Origin of the sequence: Stenotrophomonas maltophilia group sp. RNC7 (genome assembly GCF_030910085.1) — a bacterium.
Taxonomy (GTDB): domain Bacteria; phylum Pseudomonadota; class Gammaproteobacteria; order Xanthomonadales; family Xanthomonadaceae; genus Stenotrophomonas; species Stenotrophomonas sepilia.
The window spans coordinates 1-11,928 of sequence record NZ_JAVFVN010000514.1 but is presented as its reverse complement, the minus strand read 5'-3'; the positions used below and the strand labels follow the sequence as shown (position 1 = coordinate 11,928).

At 66.2% G+C, this 11,928-nt stretch carries 14 protein-coding genes; 11 read left to right on the top strand and 3 right to left on the bottom strand.

Annotation, left to right across the window (positions count from 1 at the left end; genetic code table 11):
• Both RCF13_RS26285 and ppsA read right to left on the bottom strand, forming a co-directional pair.
• Positions 1-92: transposase (locus RCF13_RS26285; RefSeq protein WP_146136448.1), on the bottom strand; the 92-nt coding region annotated here is incomplete at its 3' end.
• A gap of 117 nt (positions 93-209) precedes the next feature.
• Positions 210-2,588, bottom strand: coding sequence for a phosphoenolpyruvate synthase (ppsA, locus tag RCF13_RS10085; RefSeq protein WP_231352177.1), 2,379 nt, complete (start codon positions 2,586-2,588; stop codon positions 210-212).
• Positions 2,589-2,732: 144 nt separating this feature from the next.
• Between ppsA and RCF13_RS10080 the strand changes: the two genes are divergently transcribed.
• The 11 genes from RCF13_RS10080 (at position 2,733) to RCF13_RS10030 (ending at position 11,354) form a co-directional block, all read left to right on the top strand.
• The gene (locus RCF13_RS10080) at positions 2,733-3,554 is read left to right on the top strand and encodes a pyruvate, water dikinase regulatory protein (RefSeq protein ID WP_005417170.1); all 822 of its coding nucleotides are present in this window, start codon (positions 2,733-2,735) and stop codon (positions 3,552-3,554) included.
• A gap of 176 nt (positions 3,555-3,730) precedes the next feature.
• Complete coding sequence (locus RCF13_RS10075; RefSeq protein ID WP_032954273.1) at positions 3,731-4,240, top strand: DUF1249 domain-containing protein; 510 nt, start codon at positions 3,731-3,733, stop codon at positions 4,238-4,240.
• A gap of 42 nt (positions 4,241-4,282) precedes the next feature.
• A complete protein-coding gene (locus RCF13_RS10070; RefSeq protein WP_005417168.1) occupies positions 4,283-4,771 on the top strand; it encodes an 8-oxo-dGTP diphosphatase in 489 nt (162 codons plus the stop codon).
• 143 nt (positions 4,772-4,914) lie between these two features.
• The gene (locus tag RCF13_RS10065; RefSeq protein ID WP_134969171.1) at positions 4,915-5,532 is read left to right on the top strand and encodes a DUF2239 family protein; all 618 of its coding nucleotides are present in this window, start codon (positions 4,915-4,917) and stop codon (positions 5,530-5,532) included.
• A gap of 117 nt (positions 5,533-5,649) precedes the next feature.
• A complete protein-coding gene (locus RCF13_RS10060; protein ID WP_134969170.1) occupies positions 5,650-7,011 on the top strand; it encodes an MATE family efflux transporter in 1,362 nt (453 codons plus the stop codon).
• 455 nt (positions 7,012-7,466) lie between these two features.
• Positions 7,467-8,081: a phosphatidylcholine/phosphatidylserine synthase gene (locus tag RCF13_RS10055; protein ID WP_134969169.1), complete on the top strand. Its 615-nt coding sequence runs from the start codon at positions 7,467-7,469 to the stop codon at positions 8,079-8,081.
• A 22-nt stretch (positions 8,082-8,103) separates the two neighbouring features.
• Complete coding sequence (gene phaE / locus RCF13_RS10050) at positions 8,104-9,168, top strand: class III poly(R)-hydroxyalkanoic acid synthase subunit PhaE (RefSeq protein WP_231352175.1); 1,065 nt, start codon at positions 8,104-8,106, stop codon at positions 9,166-9,168.
• Positions 9,165-10,232, top strand: coding sequence for a class III poly(R)-hydroxyalkanoic acid synthase subunit PhaC (gene phaC, locus RCF13_RS10045; protein WP_005410089.1), 1,068 nt, complete (start codon positions 9,165-9,167; stop codon positions 10,230-10,232). The genes phaE and phaC overlap by 4 nt, the downstream gene beginning before the upstream one ends.
• Before the next feature lie 33 nt (positions 10,233-10,265).
• Positions 10,266-10,634 carry a YfeK family protein gene (locus RCF13_RS10040; RefSeq protein ID WP_134968117.1) on the top strand — a complete coding sequence of 123 codons (369 nt, stop codon included), beginning with the start codon at positions 10,266-10,268 and terminating at the stop codon, positions 10,632-10,634.
• Positions 10,635-10,701: 67 nt separating this feature from the next.
• The gene (locus RCF13_RS10035) at positions 10,702-10,905 is read left to right on the top strand and encodes a PspC domain-containing protein (RefSeq protein ID WP_005417153.1); all 204 of its coding nucleotides are present in this window, start codon (positions 10,702-10,704) and stop codon (positions 10,903-10,905) included.
• A gap of 44 nt (positions 10,906-10,949) precedes the next feature.
• Positions 10,950-11,354: a hypothetical protein gene (locus tag RCF13_RS10030; RefSeq protein ID WP_099486665.1), complete on the top strand. Its 405-nt coding sequence runs from the start codon at positions 10,950-10,952 to the stop codon at positions 11,352-11,354.
• Between the two features lie 315 nt (positions 11,355-11,669).
• Here RCF13_RS10030 and RCF13_RS10025 read toward each other — a convergent pair.
• Positions 11,670-11,928 (bottom strand): IS3 family transposase (locus RCF13_RS10025; protein WP_308141115.1); only part of this gene is annotated, 259 nt, incomplete at its 5' end.

The window sequence follows — 11,928 nt, the reverse complement described above, 5'->3', positions numbered from 1 at the left end:
CCGTAGCGACGAGCAACGGCTTTGACCGATGTGGAGGTCTTGCAGGCCTCTTTGGCGACCTGCAGTTTGAAACGCGCGTCGTATCTGTTCATGTATCCCTCGGGGTTGGATCTGATGTCCAACTCCCGGGGGTCACTTCAGAGGCGGGGCTTGCGTGCAGCAGCAGTATGGGCGGACGTCGATGAAAGCAACGTCAGCCCATCACGGCATCAGCCGTTGGCCTTCAGCTTGGCCAGGCGCAGCCAGGTATCAACCACGGTATCCGGGTTCAGCGACACCGACTCGATGCCTTCCTGCATCAGCCATTCGGCCAGATCCGGGTGATCGGACGGGCCCTGGCCGCAGATGCCGACGTACTTGCCCTTGGCACGTGCCGACTTGATCGCCATCGACAGCAGCTTCTTCACCGCCGGGTTACGTTCGTCGAACAGGTGCGCGACGATCGACGAGTCGCGGTCCAGGCCCAGGCTGAGCTGGGTCAGGTCGTTGGAGCCGATCGAGAAGCCGTCGAAGATCTCCAGGAATTCATCGGCGAGCAGTGCGTTGGACGGCACTTCGCACATCATGATGATCTTCAGGCCGTTCTCGCCCTGCTTCAGGCCGTTCTGTTCCAGCACCTCGATGACCTTGCGGCCTTCTTCCAGGGTGCGCACGAACGGAATCATGACCCACAGGTTGTCCAGGCCCATTTCGTTGCGCACGCGCAGCACGGCCTTGCACTCCAGCGCGAAGGCGGCCGAGAAGCTCGGGTCGACATAACGGCTGGCGCCGCGGAAGCCGATCATCGGGTTCTCTTCGTGCGGCTCGTAGTTGCTGCCGCCGATCAGGTTGGCGTACTCGTTGGACTTGAAGTCCGACAGGCGCACGATCACGGCGTTCGGGGCGACCGAGGCGGTGAGGGTGGCGATGCCTTCGGCCAGGCGGTCGACGTAGAAGCTGACCGGATCACCATAGCCGGCGATCTTCTCGTCGATCTTCTTCCTGGTCGCGGCGTCCTGGCGGTCGTATTCCAGCAGCGCATTCGGATGGATGCCGATGTGGCTGGCGATGATCATTTCCAGGCGGGCCAGGCCGATGCCGGCGTTCGGCAGCTGGCCGAAGTCGAAGGCACGTTCCGGGTTGGCCACGTTCATCATGATCTTCAGCGGCGCCGGCGGCATGTTGCCCAGATCGGTGGTGGTGCGCTCAAAGCCGAGCTTGCCTTCGTAGATGAAGCCGGTATCACCTTCAGCGCAGCTGACGGTGACCAGCTGGCCATCCTCGATGACCTGGGTCGCGTTGCCCGAACCGACCACGGCCGGCACGCCCAGCTCGCGCGCGATGATCGCGGCGTGGCAGGTGCGGCCACCGCGGTTGGTGACGATGGCCGAGGCGCGCTTCATCACCGGTTCCCAATCGGGATCGGTCATGTCGGCGATCAGCACGTCGCCCGGCTGCACGCGGTTCATGTCGTCCAGCGTCTTCACCACGCGGGCCACGCCCGAACCGATCTTGGCGCCGACGGCGCGGCCCTCGGCCAGCACCTTGCCGCCCTTCTCGGTCAGCGCGAAGCGCTCGATCTGGGTGGCGTGGCTGCGCGACTTCACCGTTTCCGGGCGCGCCTGCACGATGAACAGCTTGCCGCTGACACCGTCCTTGGCCCACTCGATGTCCATCGGGCGGCCGTAGTGCTTTTCGATGACCAGCGCCTGCTTGGCCAGTTCCTGCACGTCCTCGTCGCTGATCGAGAAGGTGGTGCGCAGTTCGGCCGGGGTGTCTTCGATACGGACGCGCTCACCGGGGACATCCGAATACACCATGCGGATCGCCTTGCTGCCGAGCGAGCGGCGCAGGATAGCCGGCTTGCCGGCCTGCAGGGTGGGCTTGTAGACGTAGTATTCGTCCGGATTGACCGCGCCCTGCACGACCATCTCGCCCAGGCCGAACGAGGAGGTGACGAACACCACGTCGCGGAAGCCGGACTCGGTGTCCAGGGTGAACAGCACGCCGGAGGAGCCGACGCCCGAACGCACCATCAGCTGCACGCCGGCGGACAGGAACACGTCCTCATGCTTGAAGCCGTGGTGCACGCGGTAGGCGATGGCGCGGTCGTTGTACAGCGAGGCGAACACTTCCTTGACCTTGTGCACGACGTCGTCGGCACCGGTCACGTTGAGGAAGGTTTCCTGCTGGCCGGCGAAGGAGGCATCCGGCAGATCCTCGGCGGTGGCCGACGAACGCACGGCCACGGCCACGTCGCCGCCGCCGTTGTCGGCGCTCAGCTTGGCGTAGGCGGTGCGGATGTCCTGGTCCAGCTGCGGCTGCAGCGGGGCGTCGATTACCCAGCCGCGGATTTCCTTGCCGGCGGCGGTCAGCGCGTTGACGTCCTCGACGTCCAGCGTGGCCAGCCTGTCGAAGATGCGCTTGGACAGATCGTTGTGCGCGATGAAGTCCTTGAAGGCTTCAGCGGTGGTGGCATAACCGCCCGGCACCGAAACGCCCAGACCGGCCAGGTTGCCGATCATCTCGCCCAGGGACGAATTCTTGCCGCCTACGCGGGCCAGATCGGCCAGACGCAGTTCGTGCAACCACAGGATGTTCTCGTTCAAGCGCGATGCTCCGTTTGGCCATCGCCCGAGGCGGGCTGAGTGGCCGCGTCCGTAGGAAGAAGCCGATATGATGCCGGGCAGAGCACCGTCGGCACAAGCTTGTGCTGGCGGCCTTTTTAGGCTTCGTAGGGGGTAAAAGCGCGCATGTCGACCATCCGTCCGGTGTTCTACGTTTCCGATGGAACCGGTATCACCGCTGAAACCATTGGGCATAGCCTGCTGACCCAGTTCTCCGGGTTCAGCTTCATTACCGATCGGATGTCGTTTGTCGACGACCCTGAAAAAGCGCGTGAAGCCTGCGCCCGGATCCAGGCGGCGGGGGAGCGGTACCAGGTCCGGCCGATCGTGGTGAACTCCTGCGTGGACCAGAGCCTGAGCCTGATCCTGGCCGACAGCGGTGCCTTGATGCTGGATGTGTTCGCGCCGTTCATCGAGCCGCTGGAGCGTGAACTGGCCAGCCCGCGCCTGGCCCGGGTCGGCCAGGCCCACGGCATGGTCGATTTCGACACCTACCACCGCCGCATCAACGCGATGAACTTCGCCCTGACCCACGATGACGGTATCGCGGTGAACTACGACGATGCCGACGTGATCCTGGTGGCGGTGTCGCGCGCCGGCAAGACGCCCACCTGCATCTACCTGGCCCTGCATTACGGGGTGCGCGCGGCCAACTACCCGTTGACCGACGAGGACCTGGAAAGCGACCGCCTGCCGCCGCGCCTTCGCAACTACCGGCGCAAGCTGTTCGGGTTGACCATCGATCCGGACCGCCTGCAGCAGATCCGCCAGGAGCGCCGCCCGAACTCGCGCTACGCCAACCTGGACACCTGCAAGCGCGAGGTGGCCGCGGCCGAGACCATGTTCCGCATGGAGCGGATCCCGACCCTGAGCACCACCCACACCTCGATCGAGGAGATTTCCAGCAAGGTGCTGGCCACATTGGGGCTGCAGCGCGAGCTGTATTGATCCTTTCCGGCGCACCTGGCTGCGCCCGTGGAGCCGAGCCCACGCTCGGCTGGGCCACCGGGTTCTGGCCGAAGCGCAGCCGAGCGTGGGCTCGGCCCTGCAGGGGATCGTCGTCGTCGGGTTGGCTGTGGCTCGAGGCGCCCCCACGTTGAAGCACCAACGTGTAGGATCGACCCATGGCCCGAGCCTTGCCCCGTACCGAACGCATTCCCCGCCTGAGCCGGCTGAGCTGGCTCATGGGCCTGTACGCGGAAAACTACCGCCATCTGGTGCGCCTGTTCGAACCGGCGGGACTGGCGGCGGGCAGCTACATTTCCTCGATCGGCGACGGCCTGGATGTCCGCCTGGACGTGATCGAGTGCCACCGCTATACGGTGGAACTGCGGCTGACCTACGACATTGCCGACCCGGTCACCGGCGAGCCGGATCCTTCGGCCTATGTTCGCCTGTACCGTGACGCGCGCCAGGCCGAGACCACCCATTGCTACGTCGGCCGCCGCTGGCAGGACACCATGGGCCTGTACCCGCCACCGGCGGAATTGATCAGCCACCGGATGCGGATGAACACCTTCCTCGGCAAGTGGCTGGAATACCTGGCCGAGCGCGGCCACGGCGTCGCAACGCTGCGCCGTGACCCCGATGGCGCCGGTGCGCCTGCCGAGCGCCGCCTGTCGCTGGTGCGCTGATCGGCCATAATCCAGGGCTGACCTGCCGCTGGATGCCGCCCCATGCCGTACACCCCGATCGTCGCCACCCTGGGCTATGTGCTGTCGCCCGATCGTCGCCAGGTGCTGATGATCCATCGCAATACGCGCCCCGGTGACCATCACCTCGGCAAGTACAACGGCCTGGGTGGCAAGATCGAAGCGGACGAAGACGTGGCGGCCAGCATGCGCCGCGAGATTGCCGAGGAAGCCGGCATCGACTGCACCGGCATGCGCCTGCGCGGCACTCTCAGCTGGCCCGGTTTCGGCAAGCACGGCGAAGACTGGCTGGGCTTCGTGTTCGTCATCGACAGCTTCGAAGGCACCCCGCACGGCGGCAACCACGAAGGCACGCTGGAGTGGGTGGATCTGGACAAGCTGGACACGCTGCCGATGTGGGAAGGCGACCGCAACTTCCTGCCGCTGGTGTTCGACGCCGACCCGCGCCCGTTCCACGGCGTGATGCCGTACAAGGACGGGCGCATGGTCAGTTGGTCCTACAGCCGGCTGTGACCCGGCGAATCGGGGAGGTGCCAACCATTCCGGTGGGTGCCAACCCGGGTTGGCAGGCTCTTTCGGTCAATTAATACCCGGGCGATATTGACGACCATAAATTACCCGGGCAATATTTGCGCATCACCTCTGATGCCATTGCCATGCCTGCGTCCCGACTCCCTCCCTTCAGTTGTTTCGACGGCCATCGCCTCGTTGCTTCCGGCAGACCGGAAATGGCGGCACTGGCGCTCAAGCGGCTGCGCGCCGACAACGCTGCCGGACCATTGCTGGTGTTCGACAACGCCACCGGTCGCACCCGCGATTTCGATACGCGCGGCAGTGACGAGGAACTGCTGGCGCGGGTAACCGAAGCGTTTCCCCCCTCTGGCGAGGCGGATGCCGAGATCACTGCCGAAGACGCTGCGGCGGCCCCGCGTGGCCGTGGCCGCCCGAAGCTGGGCGTGGTAGCGCGCGAAGTGACGTTGCTGCCGCGCCACTGGGCATGGCTGGCAGAGCAGCCGGGCGGGGCCTCGGTGGCACTGCGAAAACTGGTGGAGGCGGCCAGCCGCGCCGGTGCGGACAAGGACCGCCGGCGTCGCGATGCCGAGCGCGCCTATCACTTCTTGCAGACCATCGCCGGTGACCTGCCGGGCTTCGAGGAGGCCATCCGCGTGCTGTTCGCGCACGACCGTACGGGCCTTGAAGCGGTGCTGCATTCCTGGCCCAGGGATGTGCGCGACCACGCCCTGCGCCTGGCGTTCGACAGCGCCGACGGCTGAACCATCGCGCCGTCGTTGAACGGCGGCGCCACCTGATCGCGGGCCACGGCCCGGTCCCCTGTGCTTGCTTTGCTGGTGGAAACGCCGGGCAGGGCAGCGCCTTGCCCAGAGAACCCCATGAACTCCCCTGTACATCCCACGCCCCTGGTCGCGCCGCCTCTGTGGCGCACCTACCTGACCCTGCTGCTGCCGATGCTGCTGACCAATGCGCTGCAGCTGGCCGCAGGCACGCTGGACAACATCTACCTTGGCCATCTGCTCGGGACCCAGGCGGTGGCCGTGGCCGCTGCGTTCTTCCCGGTCTTCTTCCTGCTGCTGGCCCTGGTGATGGGTCTGGCGACCGGCGCGATGGTGCTGATCGGGCAGGCCTGGGGCGCGGGTCGGCCGCAGCAGGTGCGCGCGGTGGCTGGCAGTGCGGTGGCGCTGATCCTTGTGCTGTCGGTGCTGGTGATGGCTCTGGGGAGCGGTTTCGCACCACAGCTTCTGATGTCACTGGGTACACCGGCACCGATCCTCGGTGAGTCCATCGTCTACGCGCGCGTGCTGCTGCTGGCGGTGCCGGCGTTCTTCCTCCTGTGGCTGGCCACTGCCGTGAGCCGTGCAGTAGGCGATGCGAAGACGCCGCTGCATGCGCTGCTGCTGGCCACGGCGGTGGGCCTGCTGTGCACGCCGCTGCTGATTCTGGGCTGGGCCGGCCTGCCGCGGCTGGGATCGGCCAGTGCGGCGGTGTCGGCGGCGTTTGCCTCGCTGTTGGCCCTGGGCTGGCTGTTGTTGCGTTGGCATCGGGCAGGACATCCCCTGGCACCGGGCCCTGAGTTGTTGCATGCCATTCGTTTCGATGGCGCGATCATCCGATCGATGCTCCGCATCGGCATACCCTCCTCGCTGCAGATGCTCAGCCTGGCCGTCGCCGAAATCGTGTTGCTGGGCTGGATCAACCGCTATGGCTACACGGCCACGGCAGCCTACGGTGCGGTCAACCAGCTGATGAGCTGGGTGCAGTTGCCGGCAATGTCGTTGGGGATCACCGCCACCATCCTCGCGGCGCATGCGATGGGCGCCGGGCGTACGGCACGGCTGCCGGCCATCGCCCGGACGGGTGTGCTGGTGGGGCTGGCGACGCTGAGCGTGGTGGTGGTGCTGGTTGTGGCGCTGGCGCCCGGGCTGACCGGGCTGATCCTGGCGGCGGCCGACGTGCGCGAGCTGGCTGCGTTGCAGCTGCGGACTGTGGTGTGGGGCGTGCTGGCGATGGGAATCAGCGCGGTGCTTGTCGGGGTGATGCGCGGCAGCGGCACGGTAGGGTTGCCAGCTGTGCTGGGCATGGCAGCGGTAGTGTTGGTGGAGCTGCCGCTGGCGATGTGGATGCAGGCGCAGCACGGGCTGGCCGGCGTGTGGTGGGCGTGGCCGCTGGGGTTGCTGGCGATGCTGGTGATGCAGGTGTTGTGTTTCGCCCGGTGGCGGCGGGTGCACGCTGGGTAGTGCCGGCCGCTGGCCGGCACTCCGGAATGGCAGGGGCAGCCGGCCAGCGGACGGCTCTACCGCTTCATGGCCGCTGCGCCAGCAGCAGGTGGAAGCATCCGGCATCATCATCGTCCGTCACCAGGAATCGGACGTGGCGGCGGCGGGCCCGCCGGTGACCATAGCGCCGACCTCGCGGCTTGGGAAGTAGGGAAACCCCGCGTCAGGGTGATGAGGAAATGTCCACCGTCGCAGTCGGTGAGATCTGGTTGTCCACAGGGGGTGTGGATTACGCGTGGGCAACTTTGTGGATAAGCCGCGACAGGCGCCACCCCCCTAGGCTGTCAAGATGGGTGGCGAAAAATTCACCGCCGGTGAGGGCAGGTGAGGGTGTAGTGAAGGGTGGGACCGGCCGGCGCTGTCGCCAGCGGCGGCGCTCGCGGTAACCTGTGAGCCTTGATGCTCCGTGAGTCCACATGAAACGTCACTTCTCGATGCTGCGCGAATTCCAGCTGGCCGACTGGTTCACCCTGGCCAATGCTTTCTGCGGCACCGGTGCGGTATTTGCGGCCATGCGCTTCCTGCAGGACGGCGAGCGTGGCTACCTGCTGTTCGGCATGGCGCTGATCCCGTTGGCCTTCATCTTCGACGCCCTTGATGGGCGCATCGCGCGCTGGCGCAAGTCCAGCTCCACCCTGGGCCGCGAGCTGGACTCGCTGTCCGACGTGATCTCCTTCGGGGTGGCCCCAGCGGCGCTTGCCTATGCCTGCGGCATGCAGGGTGGCTGGGACTGGCTGGTGCTGAGCTACTTCGTCTGCTGCGGCGTCAGCCGCCTGGCACGCTACAACGTCACTGCCGAGGCAATGACCGGCGACGAGGGCAAGGTCACGTATTTCGAGGGCACCCCGATCCCGACCAGCCTGGTGCTGGTGATCGTGCTGGCGATCGCCGCCGGCACCGATGCCATCGGCCAGAACATCTGGTTCGGCCAGTGGCAGATCGGACCGTGGCAGCTGCACCCGATAGTGCTGCTGTTCGCCCTGTCCGGGTCGCTGATGATCAGCAAGACCCTGCGTATCCCCAAGCCATGAGCCAGCCCTGCGGAGGCCTGCGATGACCAGCTCGGCCCACGACGCCGGCAGCAGCGATTTCGAGACCCTGGCCCGGCAGTACTTCGGCGCCTGGGGTGATGCTCTGCGCCATGCGGGCGCGCCCGCTGCACCTGCCGGTGACGACCCCGGCAGCTGGCAACGGTTGTTTGACTGGTGGGGCCAATTGCTGCCCGAACAGGCGCCCGGCGCGCCGGAAGATGCCATGCGCCGGTTCCGCGAACAGGCGGGCAGCTGGTACGGCACCATGCAGGAGGTCGCCGCTCGGTTTGCCGGCCGCGACGCCAGCAGTGCCGACGTGGCCCAGGCCTGGCGTGAGGCGGTGCAGGGGCAGGGCGACGGCATGCTGCAATGGATGCTGCAGGGCGCCCGCGGCAGCACCCACGCCGGTGCCGCAGTACCTGAATTCGCCGCATGGCTGCAGCAGTTCCAGCTGCAGGCGGGCCCGTGGCTGCAGAGCCCGGCATTCGGCCCCGGCCGCGAGCACCGGGCGCGCTGGCAGGCCCTGCTGCGTGCGCAGGAAGAGTACCAGCAGCATTCGCGCGCCTATGTCGACCAGATCAAGCGGGCATTGGACGAGGCCTTTGCGCTGTTCGAGCAGCGCCTGGCCGAGCACGAACAGCCGGGCAGCCAGCTGACCAGCGCCCGCGCGATGTTCGACCTGTGGATCGAAGTGGCCGAGGAGGCCTACGCCAAGGTCGCCATGTCCGAACCGTTCCAGCAGGTGTACGCCTCGCTGGGCAACGCGCAGATGCGTCTGCGCGCCGGCCTGCAGCGCGAGGTGGAACAGATGAGTGAACGTATCGGCCTGCCGACCCGCAGCGAGATGGATGCCGCACACCGCCGCATCGCCGAGCTGGAGCGCAGCCTGCGCCGGCTGCAGGCACAAGTGGCGGTGCTGGCTGGAACCGCCGCGGTCGATCCGGTGGCGCAGCCGGCGCCGGCGAAGGTGAAGCCAGCCGCACGCAATGCCGCAAAGAAGGCTGCGCCGGCAAAGAAGGCGACTGCGAAAAAGGCGCCTGCAAAGAAGGCCGCACCTCGCACTTCCGCGCGGGCGAGTGACCGATGAAGGGACCGCTGGGCTTCAACGCCGACGACCTGATGCAGGAAACCCTGGCGATGCAGCGCAAGCTGATGGAGGGGCTGAAGCTGCTGCCGCAGGTGGAAGACGTAGACTACGGCGTGACCGCCCGCGAGGAAGTGTGGCGCGACGGCAAGGTGGTGCTGTACCGCTTCGTCGGCGAACAGGCGCCGACCCGGCGCACGCCGCTGCTGATCGTCTACGCGCTGGTCAACCGGCCGTACATGGTCGACCTGCAGGCCGACCGCTCCCTGGTGCAGAAGCTGCTGGCGCTCGGGCAGGATGTGTACGTGCTGGACTGGGGCTACCCGGATCGTTCGGAGCGCTTCCAGACGCTGGAGGACTATCTGCTGCGCTATATCGATGGTGCGGTTGATGCGCTGCGTGCGCGCAGTGGTGGCCCGGTCGACCTGCTCGGCATCTGCCAGGGCGGCGTGTTCGCACTCTGCTACGCCGCGCTGCGCCGGCAGAAGCTGGGCAAGCTGATCACCATGGTCACCCCGGTCGACTTCCAGACGGCCGACAACATGCTCTCGCATTGGGCGCGGCAGGTGGACGTGGACCTGCTGGTCGACACGCTGGGCAACATCCCGGCCGACCTGATGAACGCCAGTTACCTGATGCTCAAGCCATTCCGCCTGAACGTGCAGAAGTATGTGGGCCTGCTCGACATCCTCGATGACAAGGCGGCGCTTGAGGACTTCCTGCGCATGGAGAAGTGGATCTTCGATTCGCCGGACCTGGCGGGCGAGGCGTTCCGCGATTTCATCAAGCAGTTCTACCAGGGCAACGGGCTGGTGAACGGCACGGTGCGGATCGGCGAGGAAGCGGTGGATCTGTCGCAGGTGACCTTGCCGGTGCTGAACATCTATGCCGAGCAGGACCATCTGGTACCGCCGGACGCCTCGCGCGCGATGCGTGGGCGCCTGGGCACGGACGACTACACCGAGTCCAGTTTCCGCGGTGGCCACATTGGTATCTATGTGTCCGGCCGCGCGCAGCGCGAAGTGCCGGCCACGATTGATGGCTGGTTGAAGGCACGCGACCTGTAGAGTCGAGCCATGCTCGACTGACTTGGGGGGATGATGACGTACCGGACTTTGTTGATTCTTGCGGCACTGCTGGCAGCACCACTTGCCCACGCCGCACCCAGTGCCGACGCACGCCGGGAGATCGCCCAGCTGATCTCCAGCCTGGATGGCTCGCAGTGCCGGTTCCAGCGCAATGGCAGCTGGTACGACGGCAGCGATGCGCGCGCCCATCTGCAGCGCAAGTATGACTACCTGCTGAAGAAGGACATGGTGGACAGCGCCGAGCAGTTCATCGAGCGCGCCGCCAGTCAGAGCAGCATGAGCGGGAAGCCTTACCGCATCCAGTGCCCGGGGCAGCCTGAACAGACCGCAGCCGCCTGGTTCAGTGCGCGCCTGCAGGCGCTGCGTCTCCGCACGCCGTAGACATGGAGGCGGTGTAGAGTCGCGGCGTGCTCGACTGATTCTGCCCGCAAGCCGAGGAGACACCGCCGTGAACACCACGCCCAAGACGCTGTCGCGTTCGTTGAACGACCGCATGATTGCCGGCGTGATGGGCGGCATTGCCCATCGCTTCGGCTGGAACCCCACCCTGGTGCGGATCGTGTTCGTGCTGGTATCGATCGGCTCGGCCGCCTTCCCCGGCATTCTGATCTACCTGATCCTGTGGCTGCTGATTCCGAACGAGGCGGATTGAACACCGCCGCTCGATCCTGGCCGCTCTGGCTGCGCGCGCTGCAGATGCTGGGCGCCGCATGGACGCTGCCCAACACACTGATCGGCCTGATCGGCGGCCTGGCCGGCATGCTCGGCGGCGCGACATTGCGCTGGAGCAGCCGTGACTGCGCGCTGGTGTTCGATCGCTGGCCGTGGGGGCCGGGTGGGGCGATCACCCTGGGCAACGTGATCCTGCATACCGGCCATGACCTCGGCATCTGCTGCCGGACCTATGCGCATCAGGCGGGGTGGGGCGTGGAGCCGCTGATCCGGCTGGACGACCACGAGCGCGCGCACGTTTACCAGTACATGGTGCTGGGGCCGCTGTACCTGCCGGTGTACCTGCTGTGTGGTGGGGTGAGTGCACGCAATCCGTTCGAACGCGCGGCCGATCATTTCGCCCGGTTCGGGCGTGGCTGGTGGCCGTAGTTTCCAGCCAACGGCGCAGCCCCTCGTGGCTTGGTCGCGGAATGCCTGCTTCCTGGGGGCTGGCCGGGTGGGTGGGGCTGGCGGTGACGCCGTGCTTCGCGGACTGGCCTGAAAGCAGCCGAGCATGGGCTCGGCTCTACAAAAAGTGAGCCGGCCAGGCCGCTTTTGCTCTGGTCTTCTTTTTTCTTTTCCGTGGCTGGACGTGCCCGAAAGCTGTCGGGGGTCGGTCGGGGTGGGTTCGCGGGACCGATGGCGCCATGGATGGCGCCATCGAGCCCCCATGGTGAAGTGACCCCCGAGACTTGGACGGTGGGGTCAGGCGGCTGGTTGGGCCTGTTCCCGGTACTTTACCGGGCTTAGCCCCTTCAATTTCAATCTGATTCGCTCTTGGTTGTAGTACTTGATGTACTCCACTAGCCCGGCCTCCAGACTCTCGATGCTGTCAAAGCTGTTCAGGTAGAAGAACTCCGACTTCAGCGTCCCGAAGAAGCTTTCCATTGCCGCATTGTCCAAGCAGTTGCCACGTCGGGACATGCTTTGCTTCAACGAGTGCTTTTCCAGCATGTGCCGGTAG